Annotated in this window: 23 protein-coding genes; 19 read left to right on the top strand and 4 right to left on the bottom strand. The window is 50.1% G+C overall.

The features are described from left to right. Positions 1–491: 491 nt before the first annotated feature. The 3 genes from ltrA to AB1S56_RS19195 all read left to right on the top strand — a co-directional run bounded on the left by ltrA (position 492) and on the right by AB1S56_RS19195 (position 3,845). Complete coding sequence (gene ltrA / locus AB1S56_RS19205; RefSeq protein WP_367903377.1) at positions 492–1,928, top strand: group II intron reverse transcriptase/maturase; 1,437 nt, start codon at positions 492–494, stop codon at positions 1,926–1,928. Positions 1,929–2,663: 735 nt separating this feature from the next. Continuing rightward, complete coding sequence (locus AB1S56_RS19200; protein ID WP_340873098.1) at positions 2,664–2,942, top strand: hypothetical protein; 279 nt, start codon at positions 2,664–2,666, stop codon at positions 2,940–2,942. 30 nt (positions 2,943–2,972) lie between these two features. Next, the gene (locus tag AB1S56_RS19195) at positions 2,973–3,845 is read left to right on the top strand and encodes a YitT family protein (RefSeq protein WP_340873097.1); all 873 of its coding nucleotides are present in this window, start codon (positions 2,973–2,975) and stop codon (positions 3,843–3,845) included. Between the two features lie 58 nt (positions 3,846–3,903). Here the strand turns inward: AB1S56_RS19195 and AB1S56_RS19190 are convergent, their stop codons facing one another. After that, positions 3,904–5,109 (bottom strand): SLC45 family MFS transporter, encoded by a 1,206-nt coding sequence (locus tag AB1S56_RS19190; protein WP_340873096.1) that lies wholly within the window; start codon positions 5,107–5,109, stop codon positions 3,904–3,906. Next, positions 5,106–5,852, bottom strand: a complete 747-nt coding sequence (locus tag AB1S56_RS19185; RefSeq protein WP_340873095.1) for a glycerophosphodiester phosphodiesterase — start codon at positions 5,850–5,852, stop codon at positions 5,106–5,108. The genes AB1S56_RS19190 and AB1S56_RS19185 overlap by 4 nt, the downstream gene beginning before the upstream one ends. A gap of 270 nt (positions 5,853–6,122) precedes the next feature. Between AB1S56_RS19185 and AB1S56_RS19180 the strand changes: the two genes are divergently transcribed. The 4 genes from AB1S56_RS19180 to AB1S56_RS19165 all read left to right on the top strand — a co-directional run bounded on the left by AB1S56_RS19180 (position 6,123) and on the right by AB1S56_RS19165 (position 8,948). Further along, positions 6,123–6,482 carry a metal-sensitive transcriptional regulator gene (locus tag AB1S56_RS19180; protein ID WP_340873094.1) on the top strand — a complete coding sequence of 120 codons (360 nt, stop codon included), beginning with the start codon at positions 6,123–6,125 and terminating at the stop codon, positions 6,480–6,482. 32 nt (positions 6,483–6,514) lie between these two features. Continuing rightward, entirely contained in the window at positions 6,515–6,718 is a 204-nt protein-coding gene (locus AB1S56_RS19175) for a cation transporter (protein ID WP_340873092.1), read from the top strand. Then, positions 6,702–7,640 (top strand): hypothetical protein, encoded by a 939-nt coding sequence (locus AB1S56_RS19170; RefSeq protein WP_340873090.1) that lies wholly within the window; start codon positions 6,702–6,704, stop codon positions 7,638–7,640. Before AB1S56_RS19175 ends, AB1S56_RS19170 begins: the two co-directional genes overlap by 17 nt. A 432-nt stretch (positions 7,641–8,072) precedes the next feature. Next, positions 8,073–8,948, top strand: coding sequence for a DUF421 domain-containing protein (locus tag AB1S56_RS19165; protein ID WP_340873089.1), 876 nt, complete (start codon positions 8,073–8,075; stop codon positions 8,946–8,948). 89 nt (positions 8,949–9,037) lie between these two features. Here the strand turns inward: AB1S56_RS19165 and AB1S56_RS19160 are convergent, their stop codons facing one another. Continuing rightward, positions 9,038–9,766 (bottom strand): hypothetical protein, encoded by a 729-nt coding sequence (locus tag AB1S56_RS19160; protein ID WP_340873088.1) that lies wholly within the window; start codon positions 9,764–9,766, stop codon positions 9,038–9,040. A gap of 379 nt (positions 9,767–10,145) precedes the next feature. On the opposite strand from AB1S56_RS19160, the gene coxB reads away from it, so the two are divergent. The 11 genes from coxB (at position 10,146) to AB1S56_RS19105 (ending at position 20,024) form a co-directional block, all read left to right on the top strand. Then, positions 10,146–11,204 (top strand): cytochrome c oxidase subunit II, encoded by a 1,059-nt coding sequence (gene coxB / locus AB1S56_RS19155; RefSeq protein ID WP_340873086.1) that lies wholly within the window; start codon positions 10,146–10,148, stop codon positions 11,202–11,204. Positions 11,205–11,282: 78 nt separating this feature from the next. Continuing rightward, positions 11,283–13,133, top strand: a complete 1,851-nt coding sequence (ctaD, locus tag AB1S56_RS19150; RefSeq protein WP_340873099.1) for a cytochrome c oxidase subunit I — start codon at positions 11,283–11,285, stop codon at positions 13,131–13,133. Continuing rightward, the gene (locus AB1S56_RS19145; RefSeq protein ID WP_340873085.1) at positions 13,130–13,747 is read left to right on the top strand and encodes a cytochrome (ubi)quinol oxidase subunit III; all 618 of its coding nucleotides are present in this window, start codon (positions 13,130–13,132) and stop codon (positions 13,745–13,747) included. Before ctaD ends, AB1S56_RS19145 begins: the two co-directional genes overlap by 4 nt. Before the next feature lie 4 nt (positions 13,748–13,751). Then, complete coding sequence (locus AB1S56_RS19140; protein WP_340873084.1) at positions 13,752–14,069, top strand: cytochrome C oxidase subunit IV family protein; 318 nt, start codon at positions 13,752–13,754, stop codon at positions 14,067–14,069. A 91-nt stretch (positions 14,070–14,160) separates the two neighbouring features. Beyond that, positions 14,161–15,051 carry a cytochrome c oxidase assembly factor CtaG gene (gene ctaG / locus AB1S56_RS19135; protein WP_340873083.1) on the top strand — a complete coding sequence of 297 codons (891 nt, stop codon included), beginning with the start codon at positions 14,161–14,163 and terminating at the stop codon, positions 15,049–15,051. 15 nt (positions 15,052–15,066) lie between these two features. Beyond that, the gene (locus AB1S56_RS19130) at positions 15,067–15,528 is read left to right on the top strand and encodes a DUF420 domain-containing protein (RefSeq protein WP_340873082.1); all 462 of its coding nucleotides are present in this window, start codon (positions 15,067–15,069) and stop codon (positions 15,526–15,528) included. A gap of 195 nt (positions 15,529–15,723) precedes the next feature. After that, positions 15,724–16,449 (top strand): hypothetical protein, encoded by a 726-nt coding sequence (locus AB1S56_RS19125; protein ID WP_340873080.1) that lies wholly within the window; start codon positions 15,724–15,726, stop codon positions 16,447–16,449. 25 nt (positions 16,450–16,474) lie between these two features. Next, positions 16,475–16,876, top strand: coding sequence for a GntR family transcriptional regulator (locus AB1S56_RS19120; protein ID WP_340873079.1), 402 nt, complete (start codon positions 16,475–16,477; stop codon positions 16,874–16,876). Beyond that, entirely contained in the window at positions 16,876–17,793 is a 918-nt protein-coding gene (locus tag AB1S56_RS19115) for an ATP-binding cassette domain-containing protein (RefSeq protein WP_340873077.1), read from the top strand. The genes AB1S56_RS19120 and AB1S56_RS19115 overlap by 1 nt, the downstream gene beginning before the upstream one ends. Before the next feature lie 25 nt (positions 17,794–17,818). Beyond that, positions 17,819–18,721 (top strand): ATP-binding cassette domain-containing protein, encoded by a 903-nt coding sequence (locus tag AB1S56_RS19110; RefSeq protein WP_340873075.1) that lies wholly within the window; start codon positions 17,819–17,821, stop codon positions 18,719–18,721. Further along, positions 18,714–20,024: an ABC transporter permease gene (locus AB1S56_RS19105; protein ID WP_340873074.1), complete on the top strand. Its 1,311-nt coding sequence runs from the start codon at positions 18,714–18,716 to the stop codon at positions 20,022–20,024. The genes AB1S56_RS19110 and AB1S56_RS19105 overlap by 8 nt, the downstream gene beginning before the upstream one ends. 82 nt (positions 20,025–20,106) lie before the next feature. Here the strand turns inward: AB1S56_RS19105 and AB1S56_RS19100 are convergent, their stop codons facing one another. After that, positions 20,107–20,790, bottom strand: coding sequence for a response regulator transcription factor (locus AB1S56_RS19100; protein WP_340873072.1), 684 nt, complete (start codon positions 20,788–20,790; stop codon positions 20,107–20,109). A gap of 230 nt (positions 20,791–21,020) precedes the next feature. On the opposite strand from AB1S56_RS19100, the gene AB1S56_RS19095 reads away from it, so the two are divergent. Next, complete coding sequence (locus AB1S56_RS19095; protein WP_340873069.1) at positions 21,021–22,343, top strand: sugar ABC transporter substrate-binding protein; 1,323 nt, start codon at positions 21,021–21,023, stop codon at positions 22,341–22,343. Positions 22,344–22,412: the final 69 nt, after the last annotated feature.

Below are 22,412 nucleotides of genomic sequence, written 5' to 3'. Positions count from 1 at the left end.
TGAGAAGCCTAATCTAGGGCAGGAATCGCGAGGTACTTGTCTGAAGGAGATGCGGATAGTCGAGAGACCCGTAGGCGGATGAGCAGACCCAAATGCGAAAGCGTGAAGCACGCAGCGGCGGGGTAAGTCGGCGACTGTGCGTAAATAACGGGAAGCCTGCTACACGGCAAACTGTTGCCCCAAGAGCCAGACGAGCAACAGTGACTTATCATGTGAAGGTGCTGGGTATGTTCAGAAGGAAGATACGATGACCCCGTGAGGTTCTCTGTCCTCCCTGCAAAGGATGGGTATCTATAAGGCTTCGCCGAAGTGATACTCATGTCAGAGAATTCAGACGTTCTCATAGTACGGAAGTAGGCAGGCGACCAAACGTCTGCTGAACGGAAGGGGAACGACCTCGTGAACGAACACTTGAATGTAGCGTCGAACAACCGTAACGATACTGCGGTAAGAACGAACGGAATGGGCGCAATGAAAGGTGGGAGATAGACATGAATCAAGAGTTGAAGCTAAAGTGGCACAGCATCTACGGGCAGATTTTGTTCGAGAGGCGACTTTATGAAGCGTGGGAACAAGTCAAGGCAAATAAAGGAGCCGGAGGCATCGACGGAGTAACACTGGAAACGTACGGGAGGAAACTGGAGGACAATCTTGCCAGTCTCCTGAACAAGCTGAGGGCGAAGGAGTATGTCCCATCTCCCGTGCGCAGACGGTATATACCCAAGAAGAACGGGAAATTGCGACCGCTAGGTATACCCAATATCGAAGATCGGATCGTACAACAAGCCATTGTCAACGTTCTTCAACCAAAGTGTGAAGAACTCATCTTCCATCGTTGGTCATGCGGATACCGACCCAACTATGGGGCGAAACAGGTAGCACAGATCATCCTATGGAACGTCGAGACAGATCACAATTACATTTACGACTGCGATATCAAGGGCTTTTTCGATAACATTTCGCACAAGAGTCTTATGCGAGTGCTTACGAAATATATAGCGGATGGAACAGTGTTAGACATGATCTGGAAATGGCTGAAGGCAGGGTACATGGAAGAAGGAAAATACCACGAGGTAGACTCTGGCACCCCCCAGGGGGGCGTGATATCGCCGCTACTTGCCAACCTGTATCTAAACGAGCTCGATTGGGAGCTAGAGGAGCATGGCATCCGATTCGTGCGCTATGCAGATGACTTCTTGCTTTTTGCCAAAACAGAAGAGGAGATCAAGAGAGCCGCGGAAATTACCCAAACGAAGCTACAAGAGCTAGGGCTCGAAGTAGCCATAGAGAAAACGAAAACGGTAAATTTCAATGACGACGATTTTGATTTTCTGGGCTTTACATTCCAGCATTGGCGGGAACGCAAGAAAGATGGAAAGCGCTACTTCATAGCCAAGCCGAAGGACAGCACGTGGAAGGACTTCAAACAGAAGATCAAAGCCAAAACGAAGAAGACGCTGACCCTCAACAAAAAGGAGTGGTTGGAGAGAGTAAATCCCGTCATACGTGGGAAGGTGAATTACTTTCTGAACTTGTTCAAAGCGATGGAGGAAAACAGAAGGTACGGGCAAGAAAGCCGCTGCTTCGTAAATGCATGTCGTAATAACCTACTAGACGTGGATGGGTATATAAGGAAGAGGCTACGAGTCGCCATGATACACAAACATCCAAGTCAAAGGAAGGGACATGCGATGAAAACGAAGTGGAACAACGAGTTCTTTGCTCGTATTGGACTCATTCCTGCGCACTGGCTGTACCTCCATGAGCAATATGGCTACTCCCTTGACGATTACCTAGATTACATGAAGACGCGTCAGGCAGCAAAACAACAACGTAAAGTGCAAAAAGCAAAAGAACGCGGCGAGGAGTATTACACTCCCGAGCGCGTTCGTAAAATGCAATATGCCCAGCGACTAGCAACTTATTGATCACATGTTGAAACACGTTGGTGAGCCGTATGCCTTAGTAGGGCACGTACGGTTCGATAAGGGGGAAGCCATGAGAGTGGTTTCCCTACTTTATTGTCAGCGTTATTTTAATCATGACCCCTATTATGTAATTCCAAACCAGTTGCGGTTCTGAAAAATTTGCAACATGATCTGGAGGAGCTGCGTTATTCTATGGACGACTGTGTGCTATTCGTGCAGTATGGAATATGCGAATGGATGATTATCTCCAGAATCAGCAAATTACTTCAACAACGATCTGACGTGTGGCTATCGGGGCTAGAGAGGGCTGTTGCGGCATTATAACGACATGAGGAATCGCTATCGCAGCCCAAACAGAGGAAATTACTTCAACAACGATCTGACGTGTGGCTATTGGGCATAGTGAGGGCTGTTGCGGCACCATAACGACATGAGGAATCGCTATCGCAGCCCAAACAGAGGAAGTTACTTCAACAACGATCTGACGTGTGGCTATTGGATAGAGGGAGTTAGATTTGTGGCTATCGAGCATAGAGAGGGCTGAGCAGCCCCATGTGTGGCTATCAGAGATAAAGATGCATAGACAGGGCTGGAGCGCTGATTCATGAGTTTGGTTAAGCTTGTTTTAATGCTATAAGGCTGCAGGTGGCAGCAGCACGTAAAAGTGACGTTTTTGTCGCGTGCCACTTCCGTGTATAATAAAAGGATGGACAAGACGAAAGGGGCCGTTGAGGAATGAGTGAAGGGATTAACGAGCAGGAGCTTCTAGCTTATATCGCGGAGGAATCCAAGCAGGAGCCAGTCGTAATTGGCCTGGTGCTGCGCTACGAGCAGGAGTTCATCGGCAAAGCCAAGGCCGACGAGAATGGGGAAGTCGATATCGACATCGACGATTTGGTGGATTACATATTAAGCAAAAAGGATATCCGTCTGCATGAGCCAGAGGTGGAGCACATTCTGGAGCTGGAGATGGACTATTTGACAGAGAAGGGCTTGGCTGGCTATATCGACTAAAATGATTAGGAAGCGGGAGGAGCACGATCCTTGGCTCAGTTGAAAGAACATAAAAAACTAACCTTTACCGAAATCGCAATCCGGACCATATTTATTACGATCGGATCGATTCTGATGGGTGTTGCGCTGGAGCTGTTTCTTGTTCCGTTCAGCATCATCGACGGCGGCATCGCCGGTATCTCTATCATGCTGTCTGAGCTCACGCCCCTGCCGCTCAGCGTGTACTTATTTATTCTTAACGTGCCGTTTCTTGTGCTGGGCTACAAGCAACTTGGCAAGACGTTCGCTATATCCACCTTGTACGGCATTACGATTATGTCGATTACGACGGCGCTGCTGCACCATGTAGAGGCGTTTCCCGACGACAAGCTGCTGGCGGTATTGTTCGGCGGCATGATTCTGGGAGCGGGCGTGGGGCTTGTGATTCGTTATGGCGGAGCGCTGGACGGGATCGAGATCATATCCATTCTGATATCCAAAAAGCTTCGTATGGCCGTAGGCCAAATTATTATGCTGTTCAACGTTATCATCTTCCTCATCGCGGGATTTGTGTTCGAGTGGTCATCCGCCATGTATTCCATGGTGACCTATTATATCGCGATCAAGGTGATCGACATTGTGGTGGAAGGTCTCGAGGAATCCAAGTCGGTGACGATTATCTCCAAGGAGTATGATGAAATATCGCAGGCGATTATGGACCGTCTGGGACGAGGCACAACGCTGCTTCAGGCGAAGGGCGGCTATTCCGGAGATGAAACGCAGGTTATTTATTGCGTCGTATCCCGTCTGGAGCTGGCCAAGCTGAAGAGCATAGTGCATGCCATCGACGAAAGGGCATTTATCGCTGTTGAGCATGTATCCGACGTCATGGGCGGCAACTTCAGCAAAAGTAGCATCCATTAAAAACAGAATGGGCTGCGGTCCCCCACCTGCTGGTGATGGGCCGCAGCCCTTCTTGCCTTTATGGATCCAGCGAGGCAGCCATAGGATCGTTGGACTGAACCGATACCCCTCTGTCCTTCACGCCAAGAAGGAACAGCAGCGCCAGCACCATGCCTCCCGCCGCAACCGGGAATAGAATCGCATAATCAAAGCCGTCAATCAGCATGCCCATTAACGGCGGCGAGGCGACGGCGGCAAGCGACGAGGCGATGTAATAGATGCCTGTCCTTGTTCCTATGCTGCTTTCTGGACCCAGCGCCACGATAAACGGGTAAGAGTTAATGTTGATAAGCGCCCAGAAGATGCCGCCGATGATCAGCAGAATGCGCAAGCCAAGCAGGGTATCGATAAATGTGATGCTTGAGAAGATTAGAATAAGACCAATGATGCCGGTCATAATGACGGGCTTTTTGCCGTACCGATTCCCTAGCAGTCCGCTTGGGATGGCCATTGCAACAAAGGCGAGAGAGAAAAAAGCAAGCGAAAAGGAGGCTTCGGATTCCTTCAGGCCGAGATGGTTTTTGCCGTATAGGGTGAAGAGAGCCTCGATGCCCTGATAGGAGAAAAACCAGAAGAAGATGGCCGCCAATAAGAAGAGGGTTGGCTTCGTCCACTCACGGCGGAAGGAGCGCAGCTTGTAGCCATCTGCCGGAGCGTACGAGATAGCATGCCGCTTCTCCCGAATGACCACAAGAAGTATAGCTAAGCAGGCGATGGTCAAAATGGATGAGGTCAGGAATGGCAGTGACTTATGCTGGTCGTACAGGATAGAACCCGCGCCGAATGCAATAATGGAGCCAACGCCGCCCATAAAGTTGATAATGCCGTTGGCTCGCGTCCGTTGGTGGGGCTGCGTAATGTCAGGCATCAGCGCAACCGTTGGTGAACGATAGATGCTCATGGACAGGTTCATCAGCACCATAAACAAGATGAGCAGCAGCAGTCCGTTATGCCAAGGAATAAGCGCTCCGAACAGGGCGGCCAGCGGCATGCCGATGAGCAGGAAGGGCATTCGCCTCCCGAACCGGGTGTTCGTGCGGTCGCTGATTCTGCCGATGAGGGGCTGCAGGAATATAGCAAAATAATTGTCGAGAGTCATCAGGAACGCAATCATACCAACACTAGCGATATAATCCTCCAGGAAAAATGGGACAAATGCGTTGTACAACGCCCACGTAATGCTAATACTGAAGAAGCCCAGACCAAGCAGCCAGGTTCTGTTCACGTCGCGCTTGCTCCCTTCCGGCTCAAGACTTCACGCAAGCGATCGGGATAATCCGTAATGATCCCCGAAACGCCATAGGAGAGCAGTCTCTCCATCTCGGCCTCATCGTTGACCGTAAAGGGATGATAAGCGATGCCTTGTGCCGCCGCTTCCTCTACCCATTCCGGCAATATCGCGTATTTGAACGCGTGAAGCGAGTCCGCGCCCACGGTATTCGCATAATTCCAAGGCTGATATAAACCCTCCATATAGAGGACGCCGGTTCGTATGTCGGGCGCCAGCACCTTGCAAAGCGCAAGTGAATAATGATTGAAGCTTGATATAATCACTTGCTGGCTCATGTCGAAGCTGCGAACCGCGCGGATGACCTCCGCCTCCATGCCGGGGTAGGGTACAATTCCGTTCTTCAGTTCCAAGTTCAGAACGAGCTGATGTTGTCGGCCTAGCTCTAGAAGCTCCTCCAGCGCAGGTACACGTTCATTGGCAAATGAAGGATCGAACCAGCTTCCCGCATCAAGCTGTGCCAGGTCCTCCGCGTTCACTTGCTGAACGAGACGCTCGTCGCCGGTCGTTCTGGCCAGCGATTCATCATGAATAAGAACAAGCCTTCCGTCCGCCGTTCGCTGCACATCGGTTTCGATTCCAGTTGCTCCAAGCTCAAGCGCCTTGCGGAAGGCGGCCATCGTATTTTCCGGGCAATAAGCGCTTGCGCCCCGATGGGCAAAGTTGATGAATTGCGCCAATAGTAGCACTTCCTCTCCAATTGTACATGCAACAACCAATATAGCTTCCTTGTGTTACGGGAGTGTCAACGGGGCTTGCGGCTTAGGGTGGAGAAAGAGAATCGTATTACTCATGATCTGATCTGGAATGATCGTATCACAAAATATTCCATTGTCCTAGTCCCATTTGAATAGAGATAAGCTGCTTATTCATGGCGCTTTACATACCCAATAGGGGTATGATAAGATGACGGTATTGCAATAGCTAATACCCCTTGGAGGTATATAAGAATGATAATAAACGATCAGAACAATCAACAGACAGCGGAGAGCGAGTCGGGTGCGGAGGCTTGCTGCCATACAGAAGATACCGTCAGAAGGAGCCATCATTCCGATGGAATGAAATCCAGCTTGACCTCACGCCTTAACCGTATTGAAGGTCAGATTCGCGGCATTAAAGGCATGATCGAGAAGGACACCTATTGCGACGATGTGCTGACGCAGATCGCTGCCGCGCAATCGGCGCTTAACGGGGTGGCGAAGCTGCTGCTGGAGGGCCATCTGAAAACCTGCGTCATGGAGAGAATTCAAGCTGGCGAAGACGAGGTTGTAGACGAGCTGCTGTATACGATTAACAAGCTAATGAAGTAATACATCCAAGGGAATGAGAGGGGCAATTACGAATGGCAGGAACAATTCTGAAGGTAGAAGGCATGAGCTGCGGTCACTGCGTGGGCGCAGTTGAGAAGGCACTGGAGCAGATCGGGGCGAGTGGCAAGGTTGATCTGGCGGGCAAGAAGGTGGCGGTCGAATACGACGAGTCCAGCTTGACGCTTGACGCGATTAAAGCGGCGATTGAGGATCAGGGCTATGATGTTGTCGGATAGAAGCAAGAGACGCTTGCTGATGTCAGCGCTTCTCGCCTCCTTGCTCACTATGGGATTAAGCGGGTGCGGCGGCGGCAGCGGCGGGCATGAAGGACATGAAGGTCATGGCGGGGGAACCGCTGCAACCAAAGGGCCGGTCACGGAAGCGCAGCCGTCCGTCACCCCGAACGAGCATGCGGGGCACGAGACAGGCGGGGCTCACAGCCAGCATGGCGATGAAGCGGACAGCGGCATCGTTATGGATTGGCGCTTCGAGCCGGCAAATCCCGCCCCAGGAGAAGAGGTTGCCATTCATATGAGCGTGACCGACGCAAGCGGCAAGCGGGTCGAGAGCTTCGAGCTGGGACATGAGAAGGAGATGCATCTTATTGTCGTTCGCGACGATTTGAGCGAGTTCTATCACGTTCATCCCCTTCGCGCAAGCGGCTCAGGCGACACCTTTACACAGCAGATGACGCTGCCAAGCAGCGGGATCTACAAGCTGTTCGCGGATTTCATCCCCGCTGGACACGCTCAGATGACAGCAGCGGCCACTGTCAAGCTTGAGGGGAATGAGCAATCGCAGCCGTTGTCGCCGGATGAGAAGCTTCTTCGGGAGGAGCAAGGTGTAGAGGTGGAGCTGGAGCTGTCGAGCATGAAGGCTGGTGAGGACACCGAGCTTGCCTTCACCCTGAGGGATGCCGTCACCAAAGCGGAGCTGAACGATCTGGAGCCGTATTTGGGAGCGATCGGCCATGTGGTTGTGATCGACGAGGATCTGGAGCATTATTTGCATGTGCATCCCGTTCATGAGCAGGCTCGTGGACCCGTAGCCCGATTCGCGACCGCCTTCCCAGAGCCTGGACTGTATCGAATCTGGGGGCAATTCAAGCGAAACGGCGAGACATTTGTAGTGCCGTTCACCGTTCGTATTTCATCATAAAATTGGACAGGGCTGCCCAGCCGTCAACGTCTGAGACGTTGGCGGACGAGCAGCCCTTATTATATATTTAACCGGACTGTGTCCTCTATGGACCAGTGTGTAATCCCCGCATGAATTGCAAACAACATGTAAGCTAAGCTGCGATTTGTGCCCAAAACATCCTAAAACAACGGAAGCCCTACCTCTCTTCCATCCTTGCGGCTCCGATGACCGCGCCAGTGTGAATCAGAATACGTTTGTGAAACATGAGTTCGGAATGGTCAGTCAAGAAATCAAAATCAGAGGGAATCTTTGAATCTAACTGGGGGATATTAGGGGGTTAAATATAACATTCTTATAACCATATCATATTAGTGGTCCGAATGCAAGCCCTGCATGTCTGCCCTTTTCTTGGGACATGCTAGTAAGGGAAAGGGTGAGAGCATGCCGGAGATGTTTCAGATTATATGGAGGACGCTTGCCGCTGTTGTTATATTGTTCCTGCTGACCAAGGCGCTGGGCAAGCGGCAAATATCGGAGCTGTCGATGTTCGAATATATTACAGGTATATCGATCGGCAACATTGCCGCGTATGTCTCGCTCGATTTGGAGAATATGTGGTATTTGGGTATTGTGTCTCTGGCCGTATGGGTAGTGGTATCCGTCGGCATCGAGTATTGGACGATGAAAAGCAAGAAGGTGCGGAATTTCATCGATGGCAAGGGAACAGTCCTCATCCGCGATGGCAGGCTGTTCAAGGATAAGCTGCACAAGGAGAGATTAACGCTGGACGAGCTTCTGGAGCAGCTTCGCAAAAAGGATGTCTACCGGGTAGCTGATGTAGAGTTTGCTGTCATGGAATCCAGCGGAGAGCTGAATATACAGCTCAAAAAGCAATTTCAGCCCATCACCCCGGACATGCTAGGTTGGAGAATGGGGCATGAGGGACCGCCTCATACGATTGTTATGGACGGCCAGGTGATTCATGATGAGCTTCAGCTGGCGGGCAAGGACGAGAAGTGGCTGGAGCATGAGCTTCAGCGGCATAAGCTTAGGCTGGAGGAGATATTCCTGTCCCAGCTGGGCAGCGACGGCAGTGTCTCCTTCCAAACGATAGACGGGCGCAATGTCTCTATGGAGAAGAAGTCGAACGCCAAGGACAAGGTCATGACGCTGACCAACCAGATGCAGGAGGAGCTGAGGCGCTTGGAGAGGCTGGCGCAGAACGAAAGCGACCGCAAGCTGTATCGGAGCGCGCAATTTCATTTGCGCCAAGGGACGGAGGCGATCCAGACGGAGAAGCGTTCACCCTCGGTACGCGAGCACTAGCCCTGCAGCGGCAATAGCAGACTCCAGCGTGCTGCAAAGCCGGAGTCTGCCGTTCTGAACTGTATATATATAGGAAGAGATAATTTTTGTCAGCGGCGCATCTGATATTCGTTGGGCACATTCTGTCCAGGCATCGTAATCTGCAGGGGCATCACCTTGCCGCCGTCAAAGTGATATTGCACCACTTCGTTGAACTTCCCGATCCATGGAGTGAGAGAGCGTCCGCCCCATGCTTCCTTGGCGAATTCCGTAAAATAATTGTTGAGCTCCATATTCGCCGAGATATGCACCTCTTGAACGGCAGGCAGGCTTTCGCGAATCAAGGTTGCAATGGTCTGCTTGAGCTCATGAGACAGATTGTGATGATCGTTGACCGTGAAGAAGGAATTGTAAGGCGTCGCCAGGAGACGGCCGTCGGAATAAGGACTGCCTGTATCGGCGTTGAATACGCCGGCGTTAGAGCCAGTATTGTTCTGCTCCTCGGTGCCTCCTGAGCTAGTCGTGCCTACTGCCGTCCAGTCAAGAAGAATGGCGGCATAAGCGTTCTTGTCCGTAAGCATGACGATAGCCGAGGCGACGCCGTTAAGCGAGGTGACCTTGTTGGAAAGAGCGGAGCTATATTCAAAAAAGGCATTTTGGTGATGGTGCTCGTTGCCCGTGACGTTGCCGTAAGCGACAGGACCAACCGTCTTGGGATCGCCGGGCTTCCGGCTTCCATAGTCGTAGTCGCTTTGCTGGACAAGCTGTTCATAATTGCAGCCCGCGAGGACGCTGAGCATAGCAGCGGAGAGAGCAACAAAGGCCATTCGTTTCATCATAGCCGCAAGACCCCCATTTCATGATTAAATGATGTCCTTAGTGTTCATTACGGAGGGGGAAATATACGTTTCCGAACCCATACATAATCGACCATGGGATTGGTGCACAATGTAAGGGAGAGATAACCTTCATGGGGTGTGCGCGGAGTATTTTGACAGTAGAAAAAGGGCTGAAAAACGGCTAAAACATGCGATTTTGACAGGTTTGAGAACAATTTGTGAACTCTCTGTGGAACATTGACAAATAAGGTTCCCAACTTTATATTTAATAAAGTGCTTTAAAGTTGCAGGAGTTGTCACAACATCTGTAGAAACGCAGCGAAGCCGCTTGCCACGTGACTTTAGGCAGCTGCGAAAACGTCAAAAGTGGGGTTGATTAATGATGAATCGGTGGCAATATTTTAAACGGCTTGCGCCCCTAATGGCCATAATGGCATTAGTGTTGGCCGCTTGCGGACGGGAAGACTTGTCTACGCTGAATCCCCAGGGACCAGTAGCGGAAGAGCAATTCGATCTCATGGTGACGGCGATTGTTATCATGTCACTCGTAATTGTTGTCGTATTTGCAATTTGTTTGTATGTAATTATCCGTTTCCGCAGGCGTAAAGGAGACAAGTCCATTCCGAAGCAAGTGGAAGGCAGCCATAAGCTGGAGATTGTTTGGACCGTTATCCCGATAATCCTGCTTATCATTCTTGGTGTGCCAACGGTACAATCGGTATTCAACCTGGCCAAGGACTACAGCAACGATCCCGACGCTGTTAAAGTCATCGTTACTTCTCATCAGTACTGGTGGGAGTTCGAATACCCGGAGCTGGGCATTAAGACGGCTCAAGAGCTTGTCATTCCAACAGGCAAGACGATCTGGATCGAAGCGAAGACGGCTGACGTGCTTCATTCCTTCTGGATTCCATCGCTCGCGGGCAAGATTGATACGAACCCGGGCGGCAATACGAACTATATGTACTTCTCAGCGCCCAAAGAAGGCGTTTACTTGGGTAAGTGCGCCGAGCTTTGCGGACCATCGCACGGCCTGATGGACTTCAAGGTTAAATCCGTTGATCCAGCTTCGTTCGATCGCTGGGCAACTGCAATCAAGGAGCCAGTCGCGCTTCCTAGCGATCCTGCCATCGCAGAAGTATTCGAAAGCAAATGTCTGACTTGCCATGCGGTAGGAGCCTTCGGTGGTCCTGCATTCCCGAACCTGACGGGTATCGGCAGCCGCGAGAGCGTCGCCGGCATTCTCGTTAATGTGGAAGCTGATGATAAACAATATGAGCATGAAGATACCGTATATAACAACCTCTACAAGTGGATCAAGGACCCGGAAGCTGTTAAGCCAGGCAACCTGATGTCCAACCAGTACGATCTCACCGATGAAGAGATTGAAGGTATCGCGCAGTATCTGTCCGAGCTAACGCTTGACTTCGAACAATAATAAGATCATCAGTGATTGAAGGAGGTACCTACCTTGGCTCATGCACATGCGCATGCGGTCAAACGTTACAGCGGCATTATGGACTGGCTGACAACGGTTGACCATAAGAAAATTGGCATTTTGTATTTAATTGCGGGTGGATTCTTCTTCCTGGTTGGCGGATTGGAAGCTATTCTAATTCGGATTCAGCTGTGGAAGCCGCAAAATGACTTCGTTGGAGCAGATACATATAACGAGCTCCTGACGATGCACGGAACAACGATGATCTTCTTGGCGGCGATGCCAGTTATCTTCGCCTTGATGAATGCGGTCATACCGCTCCAGATCGGCGCGCGCGACGTTGCGTTTCCATTCGTCAACTCGCTTGGCTTCTGGACCTTTCTGTTCGGCGGCATTCTGCTGAACGTTAGCTGGATTGTAGGCGATGTGCCTGACGCAGGCTGGACAGCATACGCGCCGCTTGCCGGCTCGACGTACAGCAATGATCACGGCATGGACTATTATGTATTGGGCTTGCAGATCGCAGGTATCGGTACACTGATCGGCGGCATCAACTTCCTTGTCACGATTATCAATATGAGGGCCCCGGGCATGACGTTCATGCGTATGCCGATGTTCACATGGTCCGCATTTATCACTTCCGCTCTGATTCTGTTCGCTTTCCCAGCCTTGACGGTTGGTCTGGCGGCGCTTATGTTCGACCGTTTGTTCGAAGCGAACTTCTTCGATCCATCCGCAGGCGGCAACGCTGTACTGTGGGAGCATATTTTCTGGATCTTCGGGCATCCTGAGGTTTATATTCTTATCCTGCCGGCATTCGGCATTATCTCTGAGGTTATCAGCACATTCTCGCGCAAACGCCTATTCGGCTACAGCTCGATGGTATTCGCGACAATTCTGATTGGCTTCCTGGGCTTCATGGTTTGGGCGCATCACATGTTCACAACGGGGCTTGGCCCGGTTGCGAACGCATTGTTCTCCATTGCGACGATGCTGATCGCTGTACCAACCGGTATCAAAATTTTCAACTGGCTGTTCACGATGTGGGGCGGTTCCATTTCGTTCAAATCCCCTAACCTGTTCGCCGTAGGCTTTATTCCTACGTTCGTAATGGGCGGCGTGACGGGCGTTATGCTGGCAGCTGCGCCTGCGGACTTCCAATATCATGATTCTTATTTTGTCGTCGCTCACTTCCATTATGTAATTGTCGGCGGCTTGGTGCTTGGCCTGTTCTCGGGGGTTCACTACTGGTGGCCTAAGATGTTCGGACGCATTCTGAACGAAGGCCTTGCTCAATTGACCTTCTGGACCTTCTTCATCGGCTTCCATCTGACGTTCTTCGTACAGCATTTCCTGGGCTTGATGGGTATGCCGCGCAGGATCTGGCAGTACCTGGACGGACTTGGCTTTAACGAAATGAACCTGATCAGTACAATTGGCGCCTTGTTGATGGGTCTGGGAACAATCATCTTCCTGATCAACGTAGTAGTCACTTCGGTGAAGCCGAAGAATGCGCCTGCTGACCCTTGGGAAGACGGTCGTACGCTGGAGTGGACAATTCCTTCCCCTCCGCCAGAGTACAACTTCGCGCAAACGCCGCTTGTTCGCGGTTATGACGCTTATTGGAAAGAAAAGCAGGACGGCCACAGCGGCATGACGCCTGCTGAGCCGCTTGGTCCGATTCATATGCCATCGCCATCGATTCTGCCTTTCTTCATGGGGCTTGGCTTCTTCATTGCAGGCTTCGGCTTTATGTATGCGCCGGACTGGGGTCATTTCCTGGGAACGGATCTGACGGTCGGCCATGCAATCGGTATCGTCGGCTTGCTAATGGTATTGATCTGTATGCTTCTTCGTTCCGTAATCGACGATCATGGCTTCCATATCGAAGAAGATGAAATTAAGAGGGATCTGGGGGGTAAAGCATGAGCGCGCACACGCATGTAGAAGGACATTTGCCTCATGAGCCGGAGAAGGCCACCCTTGAGGGACGTAATAAGATATTAGGCTTCTGGTTATTCCTTGGCGGTGAGACCGTATTGTTCGGAACGCTGTTCGCGGCGTTCCTGGCCCTTCGCCATCAAGTGCTGGATGGTCCAGCTCCGAATGAGCTGTTCGATCTGAAGCTGGTCGCATATGCGACAGCCATCCTGTTGACATCCAGCTTAACGAGTGTGTTCGCCATCCAGGCGATGCACCAGCACAAGGTGAAAAGCCTCATTAATTGGCTTATCATTACGGTTGTGCTAGGAGCAGGCTTCCTTGCTCTTGAGATTTACGAGTTCGTTCATTACTTGCACTTAGGCCATGGCTTCACAACAAGCGCATTCAGCTCTTCCTTCTATACGTTGGTCGGCTTCCACGGCGCGCACGTATTGTTCGGTATTCTGTGGATTACGCTGCTGATCATCCAATTGGCCAAGAAAGGCCTGACGGTTGTGACGGCACCAAAGGTATATGTAGCCGGTATGTACTGGCATTTCATCGACGTTGTTTGGGTATTCATCTTCACCGTTGTCTACCTGATGGGAAAGGTGGTTTAACGACATGGCTGGCAATCATCACGCCACGGAGCAAAACACCAAGCGTCATAAGGTCGAAGGACCAAAGAAACACATTATTGCTTTTATCTTCTCCATTCTGCTGACGTTCATCGCCTTCGCGACGGTCATTAGCGGCGAGATCAACAAAGACTTCATCTACATCATTCTTCTTGGAACGGCTGTTCTGCAGGTATTCGTTCAGATGGCGTTCTGGATGCATATGAAGGATCGTGGTCATCGTTATGCGCTGATCGGCATTTTGTCTGGTGTGTTCGTTGTATTCACCGCCGTTATTATGGCTGAATATTGGGTTTGGTGGTAAGACTGATAACTAAAGAGAGGAGGGTCCCTGATCTTGGGTCCCTCTTCTTTTGTAAAACCTGCTTTGCCCTTGAAGAAAGGAGCTTCCCCGGATGCTAGAACTGACCAAATACTTCTCCTTCGCCGAGCTGTGGAACCCTATGTTTCTATTCGCGATGATAGGTGTCGTTATTCTCTATTATTATATGATTGGTCCTTGGAGAGAGAAGCATGCTCCTGGAGAGAACGCGGCGACCGTCAAGCAGAAAACGCTGTTTGTCAGCGCGATCGCTTTCATCTATCTCTGTCATGGCGGCCCCTTCAATCTGCTGGGCCATCTGATGTTCACCTTCCATATGGTGAATATGTCCATCTCTTATTTGATTGTTCCGCCTATGGTGCTGCTTGGCATTCCAGCATTTCTGTGGCGCGCGGCGTTCTCTGCACCCTTCTGGCGGAAGCTCCGATTCCTTATGCATCCCGTTATTACCTTGCTGTTGTTTAACATGCTGTTCTCGCTCTATCATGTACCGATCGTACATGATTACGTGATGACGAATTTTGCAGTGCATCGGGTATATTATGCGGTATTGTTCCTGACAGCATTCATGATGTGGTGGCAAATTGCTTGTCCTGTACCGGAATGGAACAGGCTGTCCGATGTGAAGCGTATGGCTTACGTCTTCGCTAACGGCGTGCTGCTGACGCCTGCTTGCGCGCTGATCATCTTCTCGGATGCGGGCATGTACGCGACTTATAACGATCCGCAGGTATGGGCGACGGCCATGGGGTATTGCATACCCGGCGATACCAACTACTTGATTGGGCAGTTCGGTGGACCGGAGTTCTTCAACAAGCTTGGCATTGTGGATGATCAGCAGCTTGGCGGCATTGTGATGAAGCTGGTCCAGGAGCTGATGTACGGTATTATCCTCGCTTATATCTTCAAGCAATGGTTCAAGCGAGAGCACGAAGACGAATTGCCGAATCCTGAAATTGCTTAATCGGAGAGGATTAACATGGATATCAATATCATTATGCCAACGGTCAGCACCTTCTTTATCGTGCTTAGCGCCGTTCTGGTCGCGATCGGCTGGCGACTTGCCATACAGCGCAAGCTGGAGCAGCATCAGAAGGTCATGCTGTACGCTGCGATTGCGGCTGTGCTGTTCTTTATCATCTATGCGTCCAGAACAATATTTATAGGCAGTACACCGTATAATGGGCCGGATGGCTTGAAGCCTTATTATCTTGCTTTTCTGCTGTTCCACATCGTGATGGCTACTGTCGCCGCCGTATTCGGCATCACGACAATCGTGCTTGGCTATCGCAAGAGATTCGCGAAGCATCGCAAGCTGGGGCGGATCACGTCTATTATCTGGTTTTTCACGGCGATTACCGGCGTTGCGGTATATCTGATTCTGTATGTGCTATATCCGCCAGCCGACGCTAAGCCATTGTTCGAAGCGATATTTGGATAACTGGAATAGAGAGTAACCGTTCTCGGAAGAGGGCGGTTTATTTTTTTGGAAAAATATCGGTTAGACTGTTGACAGGGGTGCCAGCTGTGCATATACTGTGTATATAGATATATACAGTATACAAACAATTACAGTATGCACACTGATTTGACTGTCACCAATAGGTGAAGGATTAGCAGAGGGAGGCGGTCTGGAATGACCACATGGCAAGGCGCTTGGTATCTCGCCAAGGAAGAACTCAGAAGAACGCGATGGAAGCATATCTTGACCCTTATTTTTATCGGCTATCTCTGTATCTTTCTTGTGCCGATGTTTGCCGACGGTATGGAAGGAGAAGACCTTGGAATGGTCTATTGGGCGATAGATTTCATCACTTTGTCGCTGCTTCCTTGTCTGGGATTAATGTCGACACAAACCTTCGGAAATTACTGGAAGACGGACACCTACACAAAGAAGCTGGCGGCTTGGCGAACGATGCCGATTCGGGTGGATCAAATCGTGTTAGGAAGAATATTGACAATGCTCATGATTTTAATTCCCGCCCTTATTCTGTTCTTTATTATATTTTTCCTGGCGGGACAATCGTTGACGTCGGAGATCGAAATTGCCGCATTCATTCCGTTCGCTATTTTCTGGATTGGCTATTCCATTATGGCAAGTATCGTATATGTTTACGTGGAAATCGGCTACTCCGGTAAATTTTATTTCTGGTTTTGTATGCTCATCACGTTCCTCTTCTTGTTCGGAATGATTGTGACCGTACTATTGCTGGAAAGCAGTTTATTCGTCCAAAGCTACCGGCTGGCGGCAGATGGTGGATGGTGGCTAGCGATCATCGGTATGATATCCGCGATAGCCGCTATAGGTATTGGTCGGTCTGTGCTGGAGAAGAGATTGCGGATGAGAAGCTATACCAGTTAAATTGACGACGAAAGCAGGTGAAGCGATGCGGCTGCCTATACAGATTAACGAGCAAAGCGCAGAGCCGCTCTATCATCAGATTGAGGTGCAGCTGCGGGCGCTGATTGTCAGCGGCCAGCTGGAGGAAGGCGCGCTTCTGCCGTCCATTCGAGAGCTGGCGCAAGCCGTCAAATGCAGCGTCATTACCGTCAAGCGGGTATACAGCGACCTGGAGAACGAGGGCTTGCTCCGGACCAGGCAAGGAACGGGCACTTACGTAGCGAAGGTTGGCGAGCAGGAGCGAGACCGGCACAAATATGCTGCGGTTATTGATGCATTAGAGCAGGCGGTATCAACGGGCAAGCGGATGCAATGCACGGAGGCGGAATTGCAGGAGCTGTTCCAAGAGGCGATTCGCCATCACTATAAGCCGGGAGGAGATTCGTAATGGGAGCGTGGGAAGAGGAGACGGCAATCCGGTTCTCCGGAATCGTGCAGCGCAAGCCGAATTTCAAGCTGGGGCCGATTACGCTTGATATTCCCAAAGGGTATATCACGGCGATTGTAGGACCGAACGGCAGCGGGAAGAGCACATTGTTCCGCATGGCGCTGGATCTAGAGAAGCCGGCGGAAGGTATGGTGACCTTGCTGGACCATCCCGTTGGGCAAGGCGATGATGATGTGGTCAAGCAAAAGCTCGGCTATCTGCCAGAGGAAGCGCTGTATGAAGACAATAAGCTGAGCGCGCATGAGAAAGCGAGATTCAACAGCTTCTGGTACACAGGCTGGGACGTTAATCGCTATCAGGACCTTCTCATGAAGCTGCAGGTGAACGATAATATGGTGCTTGGCAAAATGTCGAAGGGGATGCGCCGGAAGTTTGATCTGGCCATTGCGTTGTCTCATGCGCCTGAGCTGCTTTTGCTGGATGAACCGTCGTCGGGTCTTGATCCTCTTGCATGGAAGTCCATGATTGAGATCCTTCATCGTTATATGGAGCCGGGCACCCGGACGATTGTGATGACCTCCCATATCGTGGAAGAAGTGAAACGATTAGCCGACTATATCGTATTTATGGCGCAGGGGAGAATACTTGGCACGTATGAGAAGGATGAATTGTTCAGCAGCTGGTTCACGATGTATGTCACGGGAGAGGGATTAACCGCACAGCAGGCGGCCGGCATGCCCGGAAGCTGTGGAGTCGAGACAGCGGGAAACGCGACATACCGCATCACAACGGGCCAGGCTTTGGAGGCGGAAGCGTGGTGCGCGGCGAACGGCCTCCAGATCGTAAGCCGGCAGGCGCTGGAGCTCGATGAAATTATGAGCGCGCTGCTGCAGCAGGAATCCATAGGAAGACGATAATTCCGATAGTGAGGGGAAACGCGACATGAAACCATTGATAGTCGAAAATGTAGTCAAGCAATACGCCGATAAAACGGCGGTGAACGGAATCAGCTTCGAGGTGAATGAAGGAGAAATCTACGGCTTGCTTGGCGCAAACGGCGCGGGCAAAACAACAACGATGCGTATGGTGCTTGGTCTGATCTTCCCGGATGGCGGCACCATTCGGTATAACGGGAAGCCATACAGCAATGAGCAGCTGAGCAAGCTGGGTTATTTGCCAGAAGAGAGAGGGCTGTACCCGAAGGTACGCGTAAGCGATCAGATTCTGTATCTGTCACAGCTGCGCGGGATGTCGAAGAAGGATGCCGATCAGAATCTGAAGCGTTGGCTGGAGCGGTTCGAGGTGCCGGAGTATTACAACAAGAAGGTCGAGGAGCTGTCGAAGGGCAACCAGCAGAAGATCCAATTCATCGCGGCTGTCAATCATAGACCGAGCATCGTCATACTGGACGAAGCGTTCAGCGGGCTGGATCCCGTTAATGTTGAGCTGTTGAAGTCGACGGTCAAGGAGCTGCGCGATTCCGGCACAAGCATTCTGTTCTCGACGCACCGGATGGAGCACGTAGAGGAGCTGTGCCGGAACATTACAATTCTGCACAAATCGAATACGGTGCTGAAGGGCAATATTAAGGAGCTTAAGAAGCAATACCCGAGAGAACGGGTTATCCTTGCAACGGAGGGCGAGGTGACCGGACTCCAGCAAATCACGGGTGTAACGAATGTGAAGGCACAGGAGTACGGGTACGAGATCGGCATTCAGAATGAAGCCGTTGGCGGAGACATTCTGCGTCATGCCATGGCCCAGACGACGATTACGAGATTCGAGATTAAGGAACCAACGCTGAACGAAATCTTTATTAAAACGGTAGGTGAGCGCCATGAATAGTTTCTGGACGGTAGTAGGCTTTACGGTTCGCAATAAGGTCAAAGGCAAAGCGTTTCTTATTACAACCTTGGTTATCGCCCTCATTATGTGTATCGGGGTCAACATCCCGTATATCATCAAGCAGTTCGACAAGGACGGAGACAAAGCGGCGAGTGTTGGCTACATTCAGTCGTCGCGGGAGGAGCTGGCCGCAGGGTCCGGAACCGGAGACAGCTTGAAGGCTTATTTCGAGCAAATGGAGGATGCCAGCGTTCAACTGGTGCCATTCCAGGACAAAGGCGATGCTGCTGCGAATGAAGCGCAGCTGAAGCAAGCGCTCACCGACAAAGAGATTAAGGGCTACCTCGATTTCGGGGCTATGACGGACAATGGTTTCCCTGAGATGACCTACAAGTCGGAGAAGCTCATGGAGTTCTCGCAGACGAGCACCCTGCAGAATGCGCTGCAAACGATTCGTATGACAACGGTGCTGCAGGATGCCGGTCTGACGGCCGAGCAGATGATGCAGCTCAATACGCCCATCAACATTCAATCCGTTCAAATCTCGGCGACGGAGGACGGCACAACGGGCAGAACGCCTGCAGAGCAAGGCGTCAATATGGGCTTCATCTACGTCATGATTATATTCCTGTTCATGGCGATCATGACCTCGGGACAGTTGATCGCGGCTGAAGTAACCGCTGAGAAGAGCTCGCGTGTTATGGAAATTCTTATTACAAGCGTATCCCCGCTCAAGCAGATGTTCGGCAAAATATTCGGTATGTTCATCGTTGTGCTGAGCCAGGTGGCGGTCTATGTTATCGTGCTGTACGTCAACGTTACGCTGCCGCATAACAAGGAAACGTTAATGAACTTCGATATCGATCTCAGCAAGATAGAACCGAGCCTTATGATCTACGCCTTGCTGTTCTTCTTCACTGGCTTCTTCCTGTTCGCGACGCTGTATGCGGCAGTTGGCTCTATCGTCAGCCGGACGGAGGATCTGGGACAGGCGACCATGCCTATGACGCTGATCTCGCTTGCAGGCTTCTACATCTCCATCTTCAGCCTGAGCTCGCCGGACAGCATGCTGGTCAAGATCACATCGTTTATTCCGCTGTTCTCGCCGTTCGTTATGCTGCTTCGCCTGGGCCTCACCGACGTGCCGTTCTGGGAGGTTGCCATCTCCATCGGTCTGCTGCTCGTCGCGATCTATATAGCCGTATATATCTCTGCCAAGATCTACCGCACAGGCGTCCTCATGTACGGCAAGCGGCCTAGCTGGAAGGAAATTCGGAAGGCTATGAAGGCTTATAAGATTTGATTGGGAATGTGAAACATTACAAAACCCTCGGTGCATCAGCGTTCTGATGCACCAAGGGTTTTTTACTGTTAAATGAAGGGCATTACTTTATCTTTTTTATAATCTCAAATATTTTCAAATCATTAATACCATTCACCATTTGTCGGGTACTCTCTGCATTAAATTTTTTCAGCAGAGAGCTGATTTGTTTTTTGATGGTATCATGTTCAACGGAACGTATTTCTGCGATCTCTCGACGTGTCTTTCCTTCGCAAAGTAAGCTTAAGATTTGAAGCTCACTTTTGGTCAAATCTGAAATAATTTGAAGGACATACATCAAGCTTTGTTCTGTTTTTTTCAGTCGTTGGAATTCATTACGTATCTTATCTGCTACGATTGGTCGGATCGGGGATACATCGTTGTAGGCCTCCCGAACGGCTTCAGTAATTTCGAACGGCGAAGCATCTTTTGTAAGGTAATCAACAATCCCGCTTTGAAAGGAAGCAAATACGATATTGTCATCCTTGTGGACAGTGAGCATGATCATTTTGATATGCGGCAATGATTCATGAATTTGCTTGGCCGCTTGGATACCGGCGGACTGATGCTCCATTTCAATATCCATTAATATAATGTCCGGATTTATTTGAGTAGCTAACGATACAGCCTCATAACCATTGGATGCAGCCCCAATACACTCCATATCAGGTTCCTGCTTGAGGATACGTTCTAATCGTCTGCGGTGAGCCTCCATATCATCAACAACCAGGATGCTTATTTTTTTCAATGCTAATCTCCCCCATTATTCATGAATAGGGAATAAATTATCCCCCCCATCGATGCATGATGCTATCTCGTATGAAGATAAGCATAACAAGATTTAAGCGATTACTCAACGAGTGTCGAAGTATGTCGCGAGGATATAGGGGGAAAGAAATTTACGCCTATGGCAGTGTGAGTATATCGTTTATATTTAGTTTGTGAAACAAACCATATATGTACAGGGGGATCTGAACAATGAAAAAAATGTCGACAGTATTACTCGTGTTACTGCTGGCTATTGCAATCGTCGTCACAGGCTGTGGAAACACAAGCGGAAATGCAAACGGAAACACAAAAGGAAATGCAGAAAAAAATAATGCCACGGCAACTCCGGAACAACCTAAGGAAGAGGTAACTTTGAATTTTACTGTGCTGCCGGATGACGAGGAAGCCTTCAAATTAGCCTATGAGGAATTCCAGAAGGTTTATCCGCATATCAAGGTGAATTTTGCAACGATACCTATTAAGCAATATATTGAAAAGCTCAAGCTTCAATTGATCAGCGGCGAGGACATTGATGTATTTGCCGGAAACTTGGAGGATTATATTGATACAGGCATTCTTCAGGATTTAGATGCACAGATTAAATCTAACAATGTGGATATTGCGGGTTATGGGCCGCTGTTTGAAGGCATGAAGATTAATGGCAAAAGCTATGGACTGCCGTATAGAAAGTCCGTCTGGATGCTCTACTATAATAAAAATCTATTCGATCAAAACAATGTTCCATATCCATCGGCTGATATGACATGGGATGAATTTAGAGCCTTAGCTAAAAGCATGACCTCCGGAGAAGGTGAGAACAAGCAATATGGCGCCTTCATTCAGCATTGGGTTCAATCCATTCAAATGATGGCCGTGCAGCAGGGACACACTGTAATTGATACCGATCTGACACCATTCCAGAAGGCCCTTGAGTTTAGAAAAGCATTAGAGGAAGATGGCTCCATCATGTCCTGGGCTGAGTCCAAATCCACTTCCGCTCATTACAATGCGGCATTCCAAAAAGGAAATATCGCAATGAATATTATTGGAGACTGGCATGTGGCGCAGTTGAGAAAAGCAGAGGAAGAGGGCTCGCTCAGCTTTGATTGGGATGTTGCGCCGTTGCCGCATCCAGAAGGCGTGACACCAAATACAAGCTTTGGCACTCCGACATCCTTAATGATTAATCAGCGCAGCAAGCACCAAGATGAAGCCTTCGCATTTATTCAATTCATGGTAACAGAGCCAGGTGCTAAAGTCTTTGCATCGAAGGGTTATATGACGGGCTATGTTAATGATGAAGTGAAGGAAATCTACTTGGCGACGAGCACGGACAAAAAACCTGAGCATCTCAATTATTTCCTTGAAGCAAAGGTCTACCCGGAATATCCCATTATTAAAGGCATTCGTTCGGTGATATTCCCGATATTTGATCAAGAAGGCGAGTTATATCTTGTCAGTGAACAATCCTCTGAGGAAACGATCAAGAAGATTACTGAACGCATTAAGAAGGAATGGGCAGATCGTCAATAATAAAAAGAGAAGATGCCTCTCCATCAATCGAGAGGCATCTTTATTTCTCAAGCAGGAGGAGTGGGAGTC

Origin of the sequence: Paenibacillus sp. PL2-23, from assembly GCF_040834005.1 — a bacterium.
In the GTDB taxonomy this organism is placed as follows: Bacteria; Bacillota; Bacilli; order Paenibacillales; family Paenibacillaceae; genus Pristimantibacillus.
Note: the sequence above shows the minus strand (reverse complement) of the source record. Positions and strands in the feature narration are given on the sequence as shown.

What these genes read in the sequence shown, in the direction of transcription:
- coxB (WP_340873086.1), top strand. Translation starts at nt 10,146, where the DNA reads ATGATGAATCGGTGGCAATATTTTAAACGGCTTGCGCCCCTAATGGCC.
- AB1S56_RS19125 (WP_340873080.1), top strand. Translation starts at nt 15,724, where the DNA reads ATGACCACATGGCAAGGCGCTTGGTATCTCGCCAAGGAAGAACTCAGA.
- AB1S56_RS19165 (WP_340873089.1), top strand. Translation starts at nt 8,073, where the DNA reads ATGTTTCAGATTATATGGAGGACGCTTGCCGCTGTTGTTATATTGTTC.
- ctaG (WP_340873083.1), top strand. Translation starts at nt 14,161, where the DNA reads ATGCTAGAACTGACCAAATACTTCTCCTTCGCCGAGCTGTGGAACCCT.
- AB1S56_RS19130 (WP_340873082.1), top strand. Translation starts at nt 15,067, where the DNA reads ATGGATATCAATATCATTATGCCAACGGTCAGCACCTTCTTTATCGTG.
- AB1S56_RS19115 (WP_340873077.1), top strand. Translation starts at nt 16,876, where the DNA reads ATGGGAGCGTGGGAAGAGGAGACGGCAATCCGGTTCTCCGGAATCGTG.
- AB1S56_RS19170 (WP_340873090.1), top strand. Translation starts at nt 6,702, where the DNA reads ATGATGTTGTCGGATAGAAGCAAGAGACGCTTGCTGATGTCAGCGCTT.
- AB1S56_RS19175 (WP_340873092.1), top strand. Translation starts at nt 6,515, where the DNA reads ATGGCAGGAACAATTCTGAAGGTAGAAGGCATGAGCTGCGGTCACTGC.
- AB1S56_RS19110 (WP_340873075.1), top strand. Translation starts at nt 17,819, where the DNA reads ATGAAACCATTGATAGTCGAAAATGTAGTCAAGCAATACGCCGATAAA.
- AB1S56_RS19105 (WP_340873074.1), top strand. Translation starts at nt 18,714, where the DNA reads ATGAATAGTTTCTGGACGGTAGTAGGCTTTACGGTTCGCAATAAGGTC.
- AB1S56_RS19140 (WP_340873084.1), top strand. Translation starts at nt 13,752, where the DNA reads ATGGCTGGCAATCATCACGCCACGGAGCAAAACACCAAGCGTCATAAG.
- ltrA (WP_367903377.1), top strand. Translation starts at nt 492, where the DNA reads ATGAATCAAGAGTTGAAGCTAAAGTGGCACAGCATCTACGGGCAGATT.
- AB1S56_RS19180 (WP_340873094.1), top strand. Translation starts at nt 6,123, where the DNA reads ATGATAATAAACGATCAGAACAATCAACAGACAGCGGAGAGCGAGTCG.
- AB1S56_RS19095 (WP_340873069.1), top strand. Translation starts at nt 21,021, where the DNA reads ATGAAAAAAATGTCGACAGTATTACTCGTGTTACTGCTGGCTATTGCA.
- AB1S56_RS19200 (WP_340873098.1), top strand. Translation starts at nt 2,664, where the DNA reads ATGAGTGAAGGGATTAACGAGCAGGAGCTTCTAGCTTATATCGCGGAG.
- AB1S56_RS19145 (WP_340873085.1), top strand. Translation starts at nt 13,130, where the DNA reads ATGAGCGCGCACACGCATGTAGAAGGACATTTGCCTCATGAGCCGGAG.
- AB1S56_RS19120 (WP_340873079.1), top strand. Translation starts at nt 16,475, where the DNA reads ATGCGGCTGCCTATACAGATTAACGAGCAAAGCGCAGAGCCGCTCTAT.
- ctaD (WP_340873099.1), top strand. Translation starts at nt 11,283, where the DNA reads ATGGACTGGCTGACAACGGTTGACCATAAGAAAATTGGCATTTTGTAT.
- AB1S56_RS19160 (WP_340873088.1), bottom strand. Translation starts at nt 9,766, where the DNA reads ATGATGAAACGAATGGCCTTTGTTGCTCTCTCCGCTGCTATGCTCAGC.